The organism is Mycobacterium sp. SMC-18, assembly GCF_045310895.1.
Taxonomy (GTDB): domain Bacteria; phylum Actinomycetota; class Actinomycetes; order Mycobacteriales; family Mycobacteriaceae; genus Mycobacterium.
Map to the genome: position 1 here is coordinate 166,420 of NZ_JBJIAL010000006.1, position 18,209 is coordinate 184,628.

16 protein-coding genes are annotated in these 18,209 nt (G+C 69.5%); 14 read left to right on the forward strand and 2 right to left on the reverse strand.

From position 1 onward, the window contains the following. Position 1: 1 nt before the first annotated feature. Both ACJH6J_RS07920 and ACJH6J_RS07925 read left to right on the forward strand, forming a co-directional pair. On the forward strand, positions 2 to 1,576 hold the full coding sequence (locus ACJH6J_RS07920; RefSeq protein ID WP_212807017.1) for a long-chain-fatty-acid--CoA ligase: 1,575 nt from the start codon (positions 2 to 4) through the stop codon (positions 1,574 to 1,576). A 26-nt stretch (positions 1,577 to 1,602) separates the two neighbouring features. Continuing rightward, positions 1,603 to 2,574, forward strand: a complete 972-nt coding sequence (locus ACJH6J_RS07925) for an o-succinylbenzoate synthase (RefSeq protein ID WP_371824485.1) — start codon at positions 1,603 to 1,605, stop codon at positions 2,572 to 2,574. Here the strand turns inward: ACJH6J_RS07925 and ACJH6J_RS07930 are convergent. After that, the gene (locus ACJH6J_RS07930) at positions 2,567 to 3,376 is read right to left on the reverse strand and encodes a class I SAM-dependent methyltransferase (RefSeq protein ID WP_212807015.1); all 810 of its coding nucleotides are present in this window, start codon (positions 3,374 to 3,376) and stop codon (positions 2,567 to 2,569) included. The two genes, ACJH6J_RS07925 and ACJH6J_RS07930, sit on opposite strands and share 8 nt — an antisense overlap. Before the next feature lie 140 nt (positions 3,377 to 3,516). On the opposite strand from ACJH6J_RS07930, the gene ACJH6J_RS07935 reads away from it, so the two are divergent. The 12 genes from ACJH6J_RS07935 (at position 3,517) to ACJH6J_RS07990 (ending at position 17,518) form a co-directional block, all read left to right on the forward strand. Continuing rightward, a complete protein-coding gene (locus ACJH6J_RS07935; protein ID WP_212807014.1) occupies positions 3,517 to 4,974 on the forward strand; it encodes a PPE family protein in 1,458 nt (485 codons plus the stop codon). 148 nt (positions 4,975 to 5,122) lie between these two features. Continuing rightward, the gene (locus tag ACJH6J_RS07940) at positions 5,123 to 5,992 is read left to right on the forward strand and encodes a TauD/TfdA family dioxygenase (RefSeq protein ID WP_212807013.1); all 870 of its coding nucleotides are present in this window, start codon (positions 5,123 to 5,125) and stop codon (positions 5,990 to 5,992) included. Beyond that, complete coding sequence (locus ACJH6J_RS07945) at positions 5,989 to 6,534, forward strand: FcoT family thioesterase (RefSeq protein ID WP_212807012.1); 546 nt, start codon at positions 5,989 to 5,991, stop codon at positions 6,532 to 6,534. Before ACJH6J_RS07940 ends, ACJH6J_RS07945 begins: the two co-directional genes overlap by 4 nt. Then, positions 6,531 to 8,033, forward strand: coding sequence for a fatty acid--CoA ligase FadD10 (gene fadD10, locus ACJH6J_RS07950; RefSeq protein ID WP_318985700.1), 1,503 nt, complete (start codon positions 6,531 to 6,533; stop codon positions 8,031 to 8,033). The genes ACJH6J_RS07945 and fadD10 overlap by 4 nt, the downstream gene beginning before the upstream one ends. Next, positions 8,026 to 8,271: an acyl carrier protein gene (locus ACJH6J_RS07955; protein WP_212807010.1), complete on the forward strand. Its 246-nt coding sequence runs from the start codon at positions 8,026 to 8,028 to the stop codon at positions 8,269 to 8,271. The genes fadD10 and ACJH6J_RS07955 overlap by 8 nt, the downstream gene beginning before the upstream one ends. Continuing rightward, complete coding sequence (locus ACJH6J_RS07960) at positions 8,258 to 12,376, forward strand: AMP-binding protein (RefSeq protein ID WP_406801506.1); 4,119 nt, start codon at positions 8,258 to 8,260, stop codon at positions 12,374 to 12,376. Before ACJH6J_RS07955 ends, ACJH6J_RS07960 begins: the two co-directional genes overlap by 14 nt. Further along, positions 12,373 to 12,699, forward strand: coding sequence for a heavy metal-associated domain-containing protein (locus ACJH6J_RS07965; RefSeq protein ID WP_318985702.1), 327 nt, complete (start codon positions 12,373 to 12,375; stop codon positions 12,697 to 12,699). The genes ACJH6J_RS07960 and ACJH6J_RS07965 overlap by 4 nt, the downstream gene beginning before the upstream one ends. Before the next feature lie 74 nt (positions 12,700 to 12,773). Continuing rightward, on the forward strand, positions 12,774 to 13,769 hold the full coding sequence (locus ACJH6J_RS07970) for a GlxA family transcriptional regulator (RefSeq protein ID WP_318985703.1): 996 nt from the start codon (positions 12,774 to 12,776) through the stop codon (positions 13,767 to 13,769). Between the two features lie 9 nt (positions 13,770 to 13,778). Next, positions 13,779 to 14,492 carry a DJ-1/PfpI family protein gene (locus ACJH6J_RS07975; RefSeq protein ID WP_406801505.1) on the forward strand — a complete coding sequence of 238 codons (714 nt, stop codon included), beginning with the start codon at positions 13,779 to 13,781 and terminating at the stop codon, positions 14,490 to 14,492. 78 nt (positions 14,493 to 14,570) lie between these two features. Then, a complete protein-coding gene (locus ACJH6J_RS07980) occupies positions 14,571 to 15,356 on the forward strand; it encodes an alpha/beta fold hydrolase (RefSeq protein WP_212807006.1) in 786 nt (261 codons plus the stop codon). 12 nt (positions 15,357 to 15,368) lie between these two features. Next, positions 15,369 to 17,018, forward strand: coding sequence for a 2-succinyl-5-enolpyruvyl-6-hydroxy-3-cyclohexene-1-carboxylic-acid synthase (gene menD, locus ACJH6J_RS07985; protein WP_212807005.1), 1,650 nt, complete (start codon positions 15,369 to 15,371; stop codon positions 17,016 to 17,018). After that, complete coding sequence (locus ACJH6J_RS07990) at positions 17,015 to 17,518, forward strand: DUF3592 domain-containing protein (RefSeq protein WP_212807004.1); 504 nt, start codon at positions 17,015 to 17,017, stop codon at positions 17,516 to 17,518. The genes menD and ACJH6J_RS07990 overlap by 4 nt, the downstream gene beginning before the upstream one ends. Here the strand turns inward: ACJH6J_RS07990 and ACJH6J_RS07995 are convergent. Then, entirely contained in the window at positions 17,515 to 18,198 is a 684-nt protein-coding gene (locus ACJH6J_RS07995; protein ID WP_406774350.1) for a DsbA family protein, read from the reverse strand. The two genes, ACJH6J_RS07990 and ACJH6J_RS07995, sit on opposite strands and share 4 nt — an antisense overlap. Between the last annotated feature and the right edge of the window lie 11 nt (positions 18,199 to 18,209).

Here is an 18,209-nt window from a genome sequence, read left to right on the forward strand (position 1 = left end):
CATGACTGAACTGTCGGCACCCCGATTCCTCGATGAACGTGTTGCCCACTGGGCCGCGACCAAGCCAGACGAAGAAGCGATCACCTACCTCGGCCGGACGTGGACGTGGTCGCAGTGGAACGACCGGGTCCGCCGCCTCGCCGGTGCGCTGCAGGCCTGGGGCATCAAACGCGGCGACGTCGTGGCGTTCCTGGACAAGAACCATCCGGCGTGCGTCGAGCTGACGCTGGCCGCGGCGTCGCTGGGCGCCGCCAACGCCATCATCAATTTCCGGCTCGCCGCTGACGAGCTGGATTTCGTGCTGAACGACTGCGGCGCAAAGGTTCTCATCGTGGGCGCCGAGCTGCGGCCGGCGGTCGATGCCATCACCGACAAGCTGACGGCCGTCGAGCACATCGTCAGCGTGACGCCCGAGGGTGGTGACGGCGACGAGTACGAGGCGCTGCTGGCCGGCGCGGCCCCGGTGGATCGGTCGCCCGACGTCCAGCCCGACGACGTCTGCATCATCATGTACTCCTCCGGCACGACGGGCCGCCCGAAGGGCGTCGCGCTCACGCAGGCCAACATGATCGCGCACACCATCAATGCCTTCGAGGGCTGGACGGCCGAGGCCGGTGACAAGAACCTGGTGGCGATGCCGCTGTTCCACGTCGGTGGCTCGTCGTACATGCAGTACGGGCTGCACAACGGGGTGCCGAGCTACATGACGCGCGACGCCGACGGCGCGTCGCTCGCCGGCGGCATCCTCAACGGTGCCAACCGCACGTTCCTCGTGCCGGCCGTGCTGGCCAAGGTGCTCGAGTCCGGCCCGGACGCGGTGAAGTTGTTCAGCGCGCTGAAGACGTACGCGTACGGCGCCTCACCGATGCCGCTTCCGCTGCTGCGCCAGGCCCTGGCGGCGTGGCCCGACACCGAGTTCATCCAGGTGTACGGCCTGACCGAGGTCTGCGGCGTCGTCAGCCGGCTGATGCCCGAGGACCACCGCGCCGACAACGAGGAGCGCCTGGTCAGCGCCGGCGTGCTGATTCCCCAAGCCGAGGTCCGTGTGGTCAACCCGGAGACCCTGGAAGACGCGCCCGCCGGCGAACAGGGCGAATTGTGGTTCCGCACACCGACATTGATGAAGGAATACCTGAACCGTCCGGACGCCACGGCCGAGGCGATCACCTCCGACGGCTGGTTCCGCACCGGCGACATCGGCCGCGTCGACGCCGACGGCTACATCTTCGTCGAGGACCGGCTCAAGGACATGATCATCTCCGGCGGCGAGAACATCTACTCCATCGAGGTGGAGCGGGTGCTCGCCGAGCACCCGGCGGTGTCCGAGGTCGCGATCATCGGCGTGCCCGACGAGAAGTGGGGCGAGTCGGTGAAAGCCGTTGTGACGCTCGAGGGTTCGGGAGAAGGGGTATCGGATGCCGACCTCATCGCCTTTGCCCGGGAACGCCTCGCCGCCTACAAGTGTCCGAAGACCATCGACTTCGTCGACGACATGCCGCGCAACCCCACCGGCAAGATCCTCAAGAAGGAGCTCCGCAAGCCGTACTGGGAGGGTCGGGACCGCGCCACCGTGTGAGGCACGATGGAGGGGTGCCGCCCGCCATGCCCACACTCGACGAACTGCTCGAGCGCCTTTACGTCGTCTCGCTGCCGATGCGGGTCCGGTTCCGTGGCATCGACGTTCGCGAAGTCGCACTGATCGAAGGACCGTGCGGCTGGGGTGAATTCGGCGCGTTCGTCGAGTACGGCGCGGCCGAGGCGGCGCACTGGCTCGCGTCCGGCATCGAGGCGGCCTACCGGCCCTCGCCGGCTCCGGTGCGTGACCGTATCCCCATCAATGCCACCGTGCCCGCCGTCGACGCGGCGCGGGTGCCCGAGGTAGTGGCCCGCTTCCCGGGTGCCCGCACCGCCAAGGTGAAGGTGGCCGAACCGGGACAGACGCTGGCCGACGACGTGGCCCGCGTCGAGGCCGTCCGCGCCCTGGTGCCGGTGGTGCGGGTCGACGCCAACGGCGGCTGGACCGTCGCGGAGGCGGCGGCCGCGGCGCGGGCGCTGACCGCGTCGGGGCCCCTCGAGTACCTGGAACAGCCGTGCGCGACGGTGCCCGAACTGGCCGCACTGCGGCGGCTGGTCGACGTGCCGGTGGCGGCCGACGAGTCCATCCGCAAGGCGTCGGACCCGCTGCGTGTCGTCCGCGAGCGCGCGGCCGACGTCGCGGTGGTCAAGGTCGCGCCGCTGGGCGGGGTGGCTCGGTTGTTGGACGTGGCCGCACAGATCGACATCCCGATCGTGGTGTCGAGTGCGCTGGATTCCGCGGTCGGGATGACGCGCGGGCTCCTCGCGGCCGGCTGCCTGCCGACGCTGCACCACGCCTGCGGCCTGGGCACCGGCGGTTTGTTCGTGCACGATGTCGCGGACGTGGCACCGCCGGCCGACGGGTTCCTGCCCGTCGGCCCGGTGGCGCCGGACCCGGCCCGGCTGACGGCCCTGGCGGCCGACCCGGCGCGCCGGGACTGGTGGATCGAGCGTGTCCGCGCGTGCTATCCGCTGCTGGGGACGTTGTCCGTCAACTGAATTCGACGAGCGTCACCGGTGCGCGGAAGCGCGCCAACGCCGGCCGGCGGTAGGACTGCCGGGTGACCCACGGCACGAGCTTGCCGCGGCCGGCCGGATAGCGCAGTTCACGCACCGCACGGACGCCGGGGATGGCCTGCAACCGCGGGTACTGGTCGGCGGTGAACCAGAACGGCATCGGGGGCACGGTGTAGTCCGCGCTGAGCCGGAAGCCGCGGCGCTGCGAATAGGCGCTCAGGAACCGCGGCACGCTGTCAAAGACCAACTGCCCGTGGGGAAAACGGTCGGCGCAGGCGGCGATGAGAGCGAAGACGACGTCCTCGGTCAGATACTGGAAGAGGCCTTCGGCGGTGATCAGCACGCCGTCGGCAGCGTCGACGGCGTCCATCCACGAGTGGTCGAGCGCGGACTGCGCGCGATACCCCAGCCGGCCGGACGTCGGGAGCAGCTGCTGCCGGAGCGCGATGATCGGTGCCAAATCCACTGACAGCCAGGTCATCTCGCTGTTGTCCACGCGCCAGAAGCTGGTCTGCAGACCCTCTGCCAGCGCCACGACGGTCGCGCGCGGGTGGACGGTCAGATAATCGCGGGTGGCCGCGTCGAACACCAGGGCCCGCAGGGCGGTGGCCTGATGGGTACGGCCGAAATCCTGGTAGTCGTAATCGAGGCTGTCCCGCAGCGTGATCGCCATCGGGTCGTCGATGATGCCGTCGGGCCGGGCGGCCTCGGTGGCGCGCTGGTGCAAGGTGAGGAGCGCGGTTTCGGATACCCCGTCGAGATGGCGGGCGTCGAGGACTGACATGGGCCCACCGTACGTCTGCCGATCACGTCGGTGGCACCGGCCCCAGGAACGGCATTTCCGTCGTGTGGCGATATCCGGCTGCGGCATAGGAGTTTTCGGTGGCCGGGAACTTTCTCGACGCTCCGCCCGACTAGCTGACAGTGACCGCACCGATTTGGCTGGCGCTACCGCCGGAAGTGCATTCGGCGCTCCTGGCAGCCGGGCCGGGGCCAGGCTCGCTGCTGGCTGCCGCCGCGCAGTGGCAACAGCTGAGCGTGGCGTACGGGCAGGCGGCCGCCGAGCTGTCGGCCATCTTGACCGACGTGCAGGGGAGTAGTTGGGAGGGGCCGAGCGCCGTCCAGTACGTCGCAGCGCACGTGCCCTACCTGGCCTGGTTGGAGGAGTCCGCACTGGCCTCGGCCGCCGCGGCGGCGCAGCACGAGACCGTGGCCGCTGCCTACGGCACCGCTGTCGCGACCATGCCGACACTGGTCGAACTGGCTGCCAACCATGTGACCAATGCCGCCCTGGTGGCGACGAACTTCTTCGGTATCAACACGATTCCCATCGCGCTCAACGAAGCCGACTACGCGCGCATGTGGGTGCAGGCGGCCGACACCATGATCGTCTACCAGGCGGTGAGTGAATCGGCCACGGCCGCGGTCCCGCCCACACAGCCGGCGCCGTCCATCGTCGCGCCCGGTGGTGAAGCCCGGCAGCCGATGTCGAACCTGTCCGCCGCGCCGAGCCAGCCGCTGCGCGACCTCTGGCAATTCCTCTCGCAACTGGGTACGCCCGGTCAGATCGACCAGATGCTCGAGAACTTCACACGCTTCTTCGAGCAGCTGGGCTTCAACCCCGCCACGTCCGCGGTGTTGGCTCTGGTGGCGTTGACGCTCTACGACATGCTCTGGTACCCGTACTACGCCTCCTATGGACTGCTGCTGACCCCGTTCTTCGCGCCGGCACTCAGTGCGCTCGCGGCGCTGGCGCTGGTGAAATCGCCACTGCCACCGGCGATGGACATGACACCGGTGCCTGCCGAGGCTGCTGTCGGGCAGCCTGCGGCCGCTGCACCACGCGCTGAGGCCGTCCCGGTTGTCCCCGGCATCCAGGTCGGTGTGCCGCAGGCTTCCGGGCCGTCCACGCCGGCGTCGACGACCGCCGGGGCCGGCGGTGCCGCCCCGGTGTCCAACCTGGTCTACGCCGTGCCCGGGCTGGCGCGCGCCGGGTCGGGCCCGGGACCGGAGCCCGGCAGCGAATCGCCCGATATCACCACCGACACCGTCGGCGCGGCAGCGGCCGCCCGGGCCGTGGCCGGCGCCCGTGACCGGGCCAAACGAGTGCGTCGAAGCCGGCGCGGGGCACGTGGCTATCGCGATGAGCTTCCCGAGCTGAAAGCCGATCTGCCTGGTGCCGGCGGCAATTCGCCGAGTGCGGCCGTCATCTCCGCCAATGCGCACGGTGCCGGGCCGGTCGGGTTCACCGGTGTGGTGACCACAGCGAGCACCGCACCCAGCGGGATGGTGGAGCGGATGCCGGCCGATGCGAACCCGCCGGCGCCCCTGCTTCCGGGCACCTGGGCTTCCGGCGCGGCGGACGGGTCTCCGCAGCGCTGACGCGAATTGTGAAGCGGCGCGGAACTTTTCTCGATGCTCCGACGACTACATCAATTGAAGACAACAACTGAACGACTTTCTGCATTGCGGAGCAACGGATTTCGACATCCCCGCGATGCGGTGCAGCAAACTTGGGGAGGCAGCGTCGATGACGCTCAATGTGCAGGGACACGGGCTCGGAGCCCAGGTCGTCGGAATCGATCCGGACAATCTGAGCAACATCTCCACCGACGAGCTCCGCGAAATCGTCTACGAGAACAAGCTTGTCGTCCTCAAGGGCGTCAAACCTTCGCCCGCGCAGTTCATCGAGCTCGGCCGCATTCTCGGTGAGATCGTCACGTACTACGAGCCCGTGTACCACCACAACGAGCACCCGGAGATCTTCGTCTCTTCCACGGAGGAGGGGCAGGGCGTGCCGCGCACGGGTGCGTTCTGGCACATCGATTACATGTTCATGCCGGAGCCGTTCGCGTTCTCCATGGTGATGCCGCTGACGGTGCCGGGCGCCGACCGCGGCACGTACTTCATCGATCTCAACAAGGTGTGGGATTCCCTGCCGCCGGCGCAGCAAGAGCCGGTACGCGGGACGTTCAGCACGCATGATCCGCGGCGCCACATCAAGATTCGGCCCAGCGACGTCTACAAGCCGATCGGTGAGGTGTGGGACGAGATCAACCGCGCCACGCCACCGATCAAGTGGCCCACGGTGATCCGGCACCCGCACACCGGCCAGGAAATCCTCTACATCTGCTCCACCGGCACCAGCAAGATCGAAGACGCCGACGGCGAGGTACTGGACCCCTCGGTGCTGCAGGAACTGCTCGCCGCCACCGGCCAGCTCGACGCCGACTTCGCGTCCCCGTTCATCCATACGCAGCACTACGAGGTCGGCGACATCATCCTGTGGGACAACAGGGCCCTGATCCACCGGGCGAAGCACGGCACCGCGACAGGGACGCTGACGACGTATCGGCTGACGATGCTCGACGGCCTGGCGACGCCGGGGTTCGCGGCATGAGCGCCACCGAGTTGACCGCGCCCGTCGCCGAATGGGTTGATACCGAGCAGATTCCGGAGGAGCTGCTGGCCAGAGTCCTGGAGCCCTATTCCTACAAGGGCTGCCGGTATCTCACCGACGCGACGTACCGGGCCACCGGCGACTCGATGTTCGCGACGGGGAACTTCAGCATCCCGGAGTCGGTCTACATCCGGAGCACCGGGCATTTCAACGCCGTCGAACTGGTGCTGTGCTTCAACCAGCTCGCCTACTCCGCGTTCGCGCCGGCCGTCCGCCACGGCGAGATCGACGGGTTCCGGGGGTGGTCGCTCGACGACTATTTCGAGAACCAGTTGTCCAGCATGCTGATCCGGTCGACGGCGTCGCGCTACAAGCGGCAGATCGATGCGCGCAAGTTCTCCGCGCGGCTGACGTGCGAAGGCATCGAGGTCGTCGAGCGGACCTGGCGGTATCTGAAAGTCCCGTGCGCCATCGAGTTCCACGATGACCACGGCGGATCGGCATTCGGCGAGTTCGAACTCGCGGTCCTCAACATCCCGTGAGCACCGTACTGGGACGGGTGCTCGCGCAGGCGCGGCAGCACCCGCAGGCCATCGCGTTGCGGCGCTGCGACGGGACGAGCGCCGTCACCTACGGCCAACTCCCCGCCGTGGTGAACCGGCTGGCGGGCGAGCTGCGGGAGCGCGGGGTTTCTCGCGGCCACCGGGTATTCGTGATGTCCGACAACGGTCCCGAGACCTATGTCGCGGTGCTGGCCTGCGCGCAGCTCGGTGCCGTCGCCGTGCTGGTGGACCGTGCTGTCCCGGCCGCGACGGTCGCACGCTTCGGTGAGATCACCGGCCCCGGTGCGGTGCTGCTGACCCCGGGAGCCGACCCGGCGGCGCTGCCAAACACGCTGAGCGCCATCCCGGTGATCGCCGTCGACGCCAACGAGGTCGCCGGGCACGGCGACGCCGCGCCCGCCGTCGCACCGCCGGAACTGGGCGCCGATGATCCGCTGGCGATGATCTTCACCAGCGGGACCACTGGTGAACCGAAAGCCGTGCTGCTGGCCAACCGAACGTTCTTCGCCGTCGCCGACATCCTGGCGCGCGAGAACCTGACCTGGATCAGCTGGGTTGCCGGCGAAGCCACCTACTCGCCGCTGCCCGCCAGCCACATCGGCGGACTGTGGTGGATCCTGAACTGCCTGATGCACGGCAGTGAATGTGTCACCGGCGGTGAGAATTCCGCCTCGCTGGCCGAGATTCTCAACGTCAACCAGATCGCCTCGACCTGTCTGGTGCCCACCCTGCTGACGCGACTGGTGTCGGAGGTCAGGGCCGGGGCGGCGCTGCCGCCACTGCGCATGATCGGCTACGGCGGATCGCGTGCCATCGCGGCCGATGTGCAGTTCGTCGAAGCGGCAGGCGTTCACACGGCCCAGGTCTTCGGCCTGAGCGAAACCGGTTGTACCGCCCTGTGTCTGCCGACATCGGAGGGATCGATCGCCCGGATCGAGGCGGGCGCCGTGGGGCGGCCGTACCCGGGAGTCGAGGTCCGGCTAGACGGCGACGGCGCCGAGTCGGGCACCCTGTGGATCAAATCACCGGCAAACATGCTGGGGTACTGGAACAATCCCGAGCGCACCGCTGACATCCTGGTCGACGGCTGGGTGAACACCGGCGACATCTTCGAGCGCGGTGTGGACGGGTACTTCTACATCAAGGGCCGGTCATCGGAGATGATCATCTCCGGCGGCGTCAACGTCGCACCCGACGAGGTGGACCGCATCGCCGAGAGCGTCCCCGGCGTCGGTGCGGCGGCCTGCTTCGAGATCCCCGATACCGAATTCGGTGCCCTGATCGGTCTGGCGGTGATCCCGTCGGGCGAACTCGACGAAGGTCAGGCCCGCAAGCTCAAGCGGGCCATCGCGGCGCGCTATCGGGCGGAGTCGGAATCGATGGCCAGGCCGTCGACCATCACGCTGGTGACCGAGATACCCAGGACGCAGTCCGGCAAGGTCATTCGCGCCGCACTGGCAGCGGCGGTCCATGGCTGACGGGCTCCGCGAACGCGTCCTGGCCGCCGTCGCCGACGTGCTCTACATCGACGAATCCGACCTGTTCGACGGCGACGCCACCGATCTGCGCGAACTCGGGCTGGACTCGGTGCGGTTCGTCCTGCTCATGAAACGCCTTGGGGTGGACCGGGAATCGGACCTGCTGAAGCGGCTGGCGCAGGAGCTGACGATCGAAGGCTGGGTCCGGGAATTGGCGGGCATCCGTGGCGGCGTCTGACCACGGACGGATTCCGCTGAGCATCTCTCAGCAGAACATCTACCACGGGGTGCTGCAGGACCCCGATCCCGCGCTGTATCTGATCGGCAAGCGCTACCGATTCCGGCCGCTGGCGCCGGCGAGGTTCCTGTCCGCGCTGGAAGCGACGGTGCGGGACAACCCCATTCAGCTGTGTGTCCTGGAGCCGCCGGCAGCCGGCGACGGCTACCCGGCTCTTGTTGCCCGCCTCCAGGTTGCGGACGTCGTCAGTGTGCGAGCGCAGACCGACCCCGTCGGCGAGACGTTGGAAAAGGCATGGGCGGACGGCATTCTCGAAACCCCGCTGGTGCGTTACGTCGTGCACACCGACGTCGACGGCCAGGTGGTGGGCATGGACGCGCAGACCCACCACATCCTGCTCGACGGCGCTGCGACCGCAATCATCGAAGCCGACCTGGCCCGGCATCTCGGTGACGCCGGCCAGAAGCCCAGCACCACAGCAGGTTTGGCGGCACTCGCCGCAGCACACCGCAGCGAACGCGCGAAAGTGGCGGAAGCGACCGAACGCCACGTTGCCGCGGTGCGCCGCGAACTGACCGAAGACGCACTGCGCGGCGGTTCCGCGCCGGGCACTGTCGAAGCGGGCCTCGGTACCGCAGGCCGCGGCGTGCTGCGGGAATCGTGCCGAGTCGCCGACCGGGCCTATGACGAGATCGTGGCGCTCGCCGAGGCCCGGCAGGTGCCGCTGAACATCCTGGTCGCGGCCGCCGCGGCGGCGGTACGCGCGAGCCTGCGCCAGAGCACCGAGGCCCTCCTGGTGCACCCGGTGGACAACCGCTTCGGTGCGCCGGAGCTGAATGTCGCCACCTGTCTGGTGAATTCGGTCGCCCACCCGGTTCGGTTCGCACCCTTCGCCGCGGTCCGGGACGTCGTCACCGCGATCGACCGCGGCTATGTCAAAGCGCTGCGGCGCCGGTGGTTTCGGGAAGAGCGGTACCGCCGCATGCATCTCGCGATCACCAGCGGCGCACCCGTCGACGCGCTGACGATCAACTACATGCGCGGCCGGTCCGCCCCGGAGCTCGGCCCGTACCTGTCCGAACCCCCGGTGGTCACCGATATCGGCCCGGTGGAAGGGATCACGGTCTCCTGCGTCCACGACGAGGCGCGGCGCACCATCGACTTCGCCATCTGGACCCGGCACGATCACCCTGAACCTGTCGCCGTCGCCGGCCGCATCGTCGCGGCACTGCGATCGATGGACGCGCACTGGGACCGGCCGATGGCGTTGACCGTCGGTGACTGGTCGGCGCTCGACGCCGATGGCCGTCTCGAAGCGGGCTCCGGCGTACCCGCGCCGCCACTCGCCGGTGCGCGCGCCTGGTTCCTGGACGCCGATCCCGGCCAGTGCCGCAGCCCGGGCGTCGACCAGTGGATCGCCGAGATCATCCGCCGCGGTGTCGATCCCGGCGATGTGCTGGTCTTCGTCGACGACGATTCCCAGCGCGCGGTGGAGCTGCTGATCGCGTGCCACCTGGCGGGCTGCGGTTACAGCGTCTGCGCGACACCCGGCGAGGTGGAGTCGCGGGTCAGCGTCATTGCCGAGCATTGCGGCACCCGTGCGCACGCCGTCGACCTCACCACACCGGTTGCCGAGGTGGACGGCACGACAGGACAACTCGTGGACGACCGCATCGGCCAGGTCATGCGCGACCAGGGCCTGGGCTCCCGGCTCGCGTATGTGATGCCCACGTCGGGCTCGACAGGGCAACCCAAACTTGTTCCGGTGACGCATGGTTCGCTGGCTATCTTCTGCGCCGCGGTGCGGGATGCCTACGGCTGGGGGCCGGCCGACACCATCCTGCAGTGCGCTCCGCTGACGTCGGACATCAGCGTGGAGGAGGTGTTCGGCGCGCTGTCGTGTGGCGCGCGGGTCGTCCGGTCGGTCGCGATGCGCGCCGGTGACCTGCCCGCGCTGACGCGCGATGTCGCGGCGCACCTCGCCACCGTGCTCGACCTGCCCACCGCGGTCTGGCATCTGTTGTGCGAGGACGACGCGGCACTGGCAGCGCTGGGCGGCTCGGCGCTGCGCCAGGTGATCATCGGCGGCGAGGCCGTCCGTCCCGCCGCGGTCGACAAGTGGTGGGATGTGCTTGCCGCCGAGCGCATTTCCCTGGTCTCGACGTACGGCCCGACCGAGACGACGGTGGTCGTCACGCAGCTGCCGATCGGTGCGGGTGAACCGGCGCGGACCACGGCCAGGCTGGGCCGCCCGCTGGTGCCGGGCTCGGTGTTCGTCGGATTCGGGGAAGTGGTCGTCGTCGGGGAGCTGGTGTCGGCCGGTTACCTCGGGCTGGACGGCACGAGCTTCGGCACGGTCCAGGCGCCCGATGGCTCCCGGTATCGGGCCTTCGCCACCGGCGACCGGGTGACGACAGACGCCGCGGGCTACCCCATGCTGGCCGGACGACGGGACGCCGTGGTCAAGATCGCCGGCAAGCGGTTCGACATCGCCGAACTGCTGCGCCGGTTGTCGTCGGTACCCGAGATATCCGACGCGGCAGTGGAAGTGGCGGGCGATGGCCTGGGTATCTGGTTCCAAACCCCACAGACCCGCACCGGGAACGACGACCCGGCCGCGCGCGCCAGGATTCAGGACCTGGCGAGAGCACAAGGGGCACCGGCATTTCACGTTGTCGGCGTCCCGAGCATCCCACGCCGGCCCAATGGGAAGGTCGACCGCGCGAAACTGGTTGTGGAGAAGGAGGTTCCGCGCGACGGCACCGAGGCGGACCCGCGCGCAACCGTCCTCTCCGAGATGTGGAGTCGCCGGCTCGGTCGGCCGATCGGGCCGGACGCGTCCCTGCTGGACGAGGGCATCGGTTCACTGGACCTGATCCGCATCCTGCCGGAGACCCGACGGTTCCTGGACTGGCAGCTGTCGATTCTCGATCTGATCGGCGCGGACTCCGCCACCAACATCGTCGGCCGCAAACCTGACGTCGACACCTGGATGGACGAGGAGACCGCGGCCGAGATCGCAGACGACCTGGCGGCAGCACGGAGGGGCTGCCTTCCGGCCACCAGCGGGCCCGGTGGCGGCGCATCGACCATCGTGATTCTGGGCGCCTCGGGCATTCTGGGCACCGGGTTCGCGCGGGCGATCCTCGACCGCGCCCGGGCCGGGCTCGACTGTCCCGATGTGGTGTTCGCCACGAGATCGCCACTGCCCGAAGGTGACCCGTGGGCGGGCCTGCACCGCGTGGACGGCGTCGACATCGTGCGGGTACCCGAGCGCCTGAGCCCCGCAGCACTCGATGCCCTTCTCGCCGGCGTCGGCGCCGGCACCGTGGTGAACTGCGTCGGCAACACCAATGTGTTGGTGCCCTACCGCCGGCTGCGGGCGGCCAACGTTTCCGCGGTGGCATCGATCGCCGAGGCGTGTGCGCGGCGCGGCGCCGGGTTGGTGCACCTGTCGACCTTCGTGGTGAACGCCGACGTGACGGCGTCGCGCGTGACCGACCCGCGTCATGCGCCGTACCCCTATGCCGCGTCGAAGTCGTTGGCGGAGATGGCCGTGTCCCGTGCCGCGGCCGGCCTGGACTTCTCGGTGGTGCGCCTGCCCAGGGTGCTCGGTGACGCTCGTCAAGTCGCGCGGTCGTCGGACATCCTGGTGGCGATGGTCGATGCCTGCGCCGCGCTGGGGGCGTGTCCCGTGGTGCCGGTGACGGAAGAGGTCACCACCGGCGTGGCCGCCGCGCACAGCATTCTCGGGCTGCTTCCCGGGCTGTCACCGGCGGTGGAGCTGGGTCGCGGTATGACCGTGCTACGCGGTGAAAAGCTGCCCTATACAGCGTTTCTCAACGGCCTCGGGTTCCCGGCCATCGATCTCCCGGAGTGGAAGGACCGGCTGGACCGCAGCGTGTGGGCCGCCCGAAATCCGCAGCGCTGGGCGGTACTCGACGCGTGGGTCGGGTTGGGGGCGAGGTTGCGCGGCCGCACGTATGCCGAGTACCTCGCCGAATATCCCACTGTCGATATCGATTTCGAATCCATCGCGGAGTGCACCAGTACGCCGCAGCCGCTCGACACTGTCTTCGGCGCCGATCAGATTGTGAGGAAATGACCTTGACGGATGTGACCGAACCCCGGCCCGGGGCACCGACCACCGGTGCCGTCTATCTCGACATCACCGGAATGTCGTGCGGCATGTGTTCCCGGCGGGTGCAGAAGGCACTCAACAAGATCGACGGCGTGCACGCATCGGTCAGCTTCGCCACCAAGACCGCCACCGTCGAGACCGACCGTGACGTCAGCCCTGCTGATCTGTGCGACGCCGTGGTGGCAGTGGGCTACGGCGCCGCACCGCGTGCCGACGCGCCCGCGGTGGACAGCTCGGCACCGGGTCCGCTGCAGCGGCTCGTGGGCGGCCTGTTCGGCCGGGCGTAATGCCGGCCGGCATGTCCTGATTTGTGGGGTCCGTGGCGTAGACGCCATGGACCTCGGCGTCGCACGATAGAAGCGTGACGCGATCTGTGGTGCTGCTCGGCTTCCGCGGGGTGCAGGCCCTCGATGTGGTCGGCCCCTTCGACGTGTTCACGGGAGCCACGCTGCAGCTGGCCGCGATGGGGCGGGCTGACGAGGGCTACGCGCCGGTCCTGGCCGCGGCCGACGGCGGTCCCGTCACCACGCTGACCGGGCTCGAATTCGTCGCCAAGCCGCCGCCTGACCCCAACGAGCCCATCGACACCATCGTGCTGCCCGGCGGCATGGGCGTCGACGAGGCCCGGGCCAACCCGGCCGTCATCGACTGGATTCGCACCGCCGCACCCCACGCGCGCCGCATCGTCAGCGTCTGCAACGGCGCCTTCCTGGCGGCGGAGTCCGGCCTGCTCGACGGCTGCTCGGCCACGACCCACTGGGCCTCGGCGGACAAGCTCGCCAGTGAATTCCCCTGCATCACCGTCGATCCCGATCCGATCTTCGTCCGCAGCTCCGAGCAGGTGTGGACGGCGGCCGGCGTCACCGCGGGCATCGACCTGGCGCTGGCCCTCGTCGAGGACGACTACGGCACCGACGTCGCCCAGGACGTCGCTCGCTGGCTGGTGCTGTACCTGCGCCGGCCCGGCGGGCAGACGCAGTTCGCGCCGCCGGTCTGGATGCCGCGCGCCAAGCGCGAACCGATCCGCGACGTGCAGGAGCGCATCGAAGCCGAACCCGGCGGCGCGCACAGTGTCCCGGAGCTGGCGCGCGCCGCCGCGATGAGCCCGCGGCACTTCACCCGCACCTTCACCGCCGAGGTGGGGGAGCCGCCCGCGGCCTACGTCGAGCGCGTCCGCACCGACGCGGCCCGCCGGCAACTCACCGAGACCGACGACACCGTCACCGCCATCGCCGCCCGCTGCGGCTTCGGCAGCGCGGAAACGTTGCGCCGCAGTTTCATTCGGCGCGTCGGGGTTTCACCCGACCAGTACCGCAGAACTTTCGCGCACGCGAGGACCAGAGAAAATGCGAGCTAGGGAGCAATAATGCAAGTTGCCATCGTCCTGTACCCGGGGTTCACGGCCCTCGACTTCATCGGGCCGTACGAGTCGTTGCGCTGGCTGCCCGATACCGAGGTCCGCTTCGTCTGGCACGAGCCGGGCCCGATCGTCGCCGACTCCGGGGTGCTGCTGGTGGGCGCCACCCACTCGTTCGACGAGACCCCGTCGCCCGACATCGTCCTCATCCCGGGCGGGTTCAGCACCATGGAGCACGCGCGCGACGAGAAGCTGCTGGAGTGGCTGCGGCGGGCCCACGAGACCACCACGTGGACGGCGTCGGTGTGCTCGGGCTCGGTGATCCTGGGCGCCTCCGGACTGCTGAAGGGCAAGCGCGCGACGTCGCACTGGGCCGCCGTGCAACTGCTGCGCACGTTCGGCGTCGAACCCGTCACCGACGAGCGCATCGTGCAGTCGGCCGACCGCATCGTCACCTGCGCGGGTGTCTCGGCCGGCATCGATCTCGGTCTGTGGCTGGCCGCGCAGATCGGCGGCGAGGACAAGGCCAAGGCCATCCAGCTGTCCATGGAATACGACCCGCAGCCCCCGTTCGACTCCGGGCACATGTCGAAGGCCTCGGCCGCCACCAAGGCCAGTGCGACGGCCCTGATGTCCCGCGAGCTGCTCAAGCCGACGGCCCTCAAGGCCACCACGGCGCTGCTGTGGGACCAGGCCCTCAAGAAGGTCCGAACCCGCCGCTGACCTAGGGATTTGTGCACGATTTTCCGCGCCGACCGCGGAAAATCGTGCACAAATCCCGGGTCCAGTAACCTCGGCCGGGTGAATCTGGCATATGACGAGCGCGGTAATGGCGAGCCGGTGCTGTTCATCGCGGGCCGCGGCGGCGCGGGCCGCACGTGGCACCTGCACCAGGTACCGGCGTTCCAGCGGGCCGGCTTCCGCTGCATCACGTTCGACAACCGCGGTATCGGCGCCACGGAGAACGCCATCGGCTTTTCCACCGACCAGGCGGTCGCGGACACGGCGTCGTTGATCAACAAGGTCGTCGGCGGCCCGGTGCGCGTCGTCGGGGTGTCGATGGGGTCGTTCATCGCGCAGGAACTCATGGTCGCCCGCCCCGAGCTGGTGTCCTCCGCGGTGCTGATGGCCACGCGCGGCCGCGAGGACCGGGCCCGCAAATTCTTCCGCGAGGCCGAGCGGGCGCTGCTCGCCGCCGGCATCGAGCTGCCGCCTGAGGTGGACGCGAAAAACCGTCTGCTGGAGAACTTTTCACCCAAGACCCTGAACGACGACCGCGCCGTCCAGGACTGGATCGAGATGTTCACCATGTGGCCGACGAAGCCCACTCCGGGACTGCGCGCGCAATTGGCCGTCGCGCCCGAGACCAACCGGCTGCCGGCCTACCAGCAGATCGCGGTGCCCGTGCAGGTGATCGGGTTCGCCGACGACGTCGTGCTGCCGCCGCACCTGTCGAAAGAGGTGGCCGACGCGATTCCGCTGGGCCGCTACCTGGAAATCCCCGACGCCGGGCACCTCGGCTTCATCGAGCGTCCCGATGCGGTGAACGCCGCGATGTTGGAATTCTTCGCTGCCAACCCGGTGTGACACGCTGTAGCAATGAACCCGTCGACGATTCAGGCGCGGGTCGTGGTCGACGAGCTGATTCGCGGCGGCGTCCGCGATGTGGTGCTGTGCCCTGGTTCGCGTAACGCGCCGCTGGCGTTCGCGCTGGCAGACGCCGACCGCGCCGGCCGCTTGCGCCTGCATGTCCGCATCGACGAGCGCACCGCCGGGTACCTGGCCGTCGGCCTCGCGGTGTCGGCCGGCTCACCTGTGTGCATCGCGATGACGTCGGGCACCGCCGTGGCGAACCTCGGTCCGGCGGTGATCGAGGCCAACTACGCCCGCGTGCCGCTGATCGTGCTGAGCGCCAACCGGCCCTATGAACTGCTGGGCACCGGCGCCAACCAGACCATGGAGCAGCTCGGTTACTTCGGCAACCAGGTGCGGGCCACGATCAGCCTCGGCCTGGCCGAGCCGACGGCCGACGTCGCCGCGGCCAACGCGCAGTGGCGGTCGGCGACGTGCCGGGTCCTGGTGGCCGCCAAGGGTTCTCGCTCGGCCAACGCCGGACCCGTGCAGTTCGACATTCCGCTGCGGGAGCCGCTGGTCCCGGACGCCAAAGAGGGAACGGTCGACGGCTCCTCTTATTGCCCGGAGGGGCGCCCCGACGGCCGGCCGTGGACGTACACCCCGCCCGTCACGTTCGACCAGCCCCTCGAGATCGACCTGACGCCCGACACCGTCGTCATCGCCGGCCACGGCGCGGGCCGGCACGAGAACCTCGCGCACCTGCCGACCGTCGCCGAACCGACCGCGCCGCCGGCCGACAACCCACTGCATCCGCTGGCGTTGTCACTGGTCCGGCCGCAGCAGGTGATCATGCTGGGCCGGCCCACACTGCACCGGCCGGTGTCGGCGCTGCTGGCCGACCCGTCGGTGCCCGTCTATGCCCTGACCACCGGCCCGCGCTGGCCCGACGTGTCCGGCAATTCGCAGGCCACCGGCACGCGGGCCATCACGTCGGGCACTCCCGATCCGGCCTGGCTCGCGAAGTGTGCCGAGGCCAACACCCGCGCCGAGCACGCGGTGCGGGACCAGCTGGCGGCCTACGAACTGACCACGGGCCTGCACGTCGCGGCCGCCGTCGCCGACGGGCTGCAGTCCGGCGACCAGCTGGTGCTCGGCGCCTCCAACCCGGTGCGTGACGCCGCGCTCGTCGGGCTGAATTCGCACGGCATCTCGGTGCGGTCCAACCGCGGCGTCGCCGGCATCGACGGCACGGTGTCGACGGCGATCGGCGCCGCGCTCGCCCACACGTCGGGCCGGACCGTCGCGCTCATCGGTGACCTGACCTTCGTCCACGACAGCTCGGGCCTGCTGATCGGCCCCACCGAGCCGATGCCCAAGGCGCTGACCATCGTGGTCTCCAACGACAACGGCGGCGGCATCTTCGAGCTGCTGGAGCAGGGCGATCCCCGCTTCTCCGACGTGTCGTCGCGCATCTTCGGCACCCCGCACGACGTCGACGTCGCGGCCCTGTGCCGGGCGTACCACGTCGAGTGCCGGCAGGTGGAGGCCGACGGGCTGGCCACCGCGCTGCGCGAACCGTTCGAGGGGATGCGCGTGCTGGAGGTCAAGGCCGACCGGTCCACCCTGCGGGCGCTGCACGCATCGATACGGGCGGCGATCAAGGCCGCGCCGTGATCCCCGAACCCCTGCGCTGCAGGTTGAACACGTTGTGGGACAACCTGATTCTGCGGGTCTTCGGTGACGGCAAGGAGACCCGGTCGCAGCGCGTCATCCGCCGGATCCGGATCGGGATCGTGATCATGGGCTGCCTGGTGACCCTGCAGTCGGTGCTGCTGGTGCTCGGCGCGTGGCGCAACGACCAGCAGATCGAGCACAACATGGGCACGGCGGCCGCGGAGGTGCTCTCGGCGGGTCCGCGACGCTCCACCATCGAGTTCGTGACGCCCGACCGCGTCACCTACCGGCCCGAGCTGGGGGTGCTGTACCCGTCCGAGCTGGAGACCGGGATGCGCATCTACGTCGAGTACGACCGCAGCAACCCGGACCTGGTCCGGGTGCAGAACCGCAACGCGTCGCTGGCCGTCATCCCGGCCGGGTCGATCGCCGTGGTGGGCTGGTTGGTCGCCGGTGCGCTGCTCTGGATCGTGACGCTCGTGCAGCGCCGGCTGGGTTAGGTCTGCCGGCCGGCGGTCAGCTTGGCCAGCCACCCGTCTTCCTGGATGTCCACCACGGTGTTGCCGGTGAGGTCGTACACCGTCGGGGTGCCGGCGTCGCCGTCGCGGATTTCCTGCAGCCGGGTCTCGTTGGTGATCGTCATTTCGTCGGTGTCGACGGCGTGTTCACCGAACTGGATGGTGGCCACGGCCTCGGCGCTGACGCCGGCATCGGCGGCCCAGCCCGCGAGCTGACCGTCCGATGGCGCCGACCCTCCCGGATTCTGGTGGCCCCACAGCGTCGCGACGTACGCCTGCAGCGCGGGCGCCGACGTGCCGTGCGCGGCGGCCAGGAACATCGCGTTGGCCACCTTGGCCGAATAGCCGTACTCGGTGTCCAGGAACGTCACCGGGCGGTAGGTGACGGTCAGCAGGCCGAGGGCGATCAGGCTCTTCAGCTCCGGACCGTCGGTGTCCTGCAGGTGGGCGCAGTGGGTGCACTGCGGCTCGGTGTACACCTCGATCTGCGCCGGGGCGTCGGGGCGGCCGGCGATGATGCCGAAGCCGTCCGCGGTGAGCGCGACGCCCGGCAGATCCGGGTCCCGGAGTGCCGATCCGGTGACGGTACGGCCGCAGCCGGTTGACCCGGCGAGGAGGACCAGCGCGGTGGCCGAAGCGAGGATCAGCCGAGGTAGACGCATGCCGGCCCCTT

Excerpts from the sequence above, each read along its gene's own strand:
- ACJH6J_RS07920 (WP_212807017.1), top strand. The coding sequence starts at position 2 with ATGACTGAACTGTCGGCACCCCGATTCCTCGATGAACGTGTTGCCCAC.
- ACJH6J_RS07925 (WP_371824485.1), top strand. The coding sequence starts at position 1,603 with ATGCCCACACTCGACGAACTGCTCGAGCGCCTTTACGTCGTCTCGCTG.
- ACJH6J_RS07930 (WP_212807015.1), bottom strand. The coding sequence starts at position 3,376 with ATGTCAGTCCTCGACGCCCGCCATCTCGACGGGGTATCCGAAACCGCG.
- ACJH6J_RS07940 (WP_212807013.1), top strand. The coding sequence starts at position 5,123 with ATGACGCTCAATGTGCAGGGACACGGGCTCGGAGCCCAGGTCGTCGGA.
- ACJH6J_RS07945 (WP_212807012.1), top strand. The coding sequence starts at position 5,989 with ATGAGCGCCACCGAGTTGACCGCGCCCGTCGCCGAATGGGTTGATACC.
- ACJH6J_RS07955 (WP_212807010.1), top strand. The coding sequence starts at position 8,026 with ATGGCTGACGGGCTCCGCGAACGCGTCCTGGCCGCCGTCGCCGACGTG.
- ACJH6J_RS07965 (WP_318985702.1), top strand. The coding sequence starts at position 12,373 with ATGACCTTGACGGATGTGACCGAACCCCGGCCCGGGGCACCGACCACC.
- ACJH6J_RS07975 (WP_406801505.1), top strand. The coding sequence starts at position 13,779 with ATGCAAGTTGCCATCGTCCTGTACCCGGGGTTCACGGCCCTCGACTTC.
- menD (WP_212807005.1), top strand. The coding sequence starts at position 15,369 with ATGAACCCGTCGACGATTCAGGCGCGGGTCGTGGTCGACGAGCTGATT.
- ACJH6J_RS07995 (WP_406774350.1), bottom strand. The coding sequence starts at position 18,198 with ATGCGTCTACCTCGGCTGATCCTCGCTTCGGCCACCGCGCTGGTCCTC.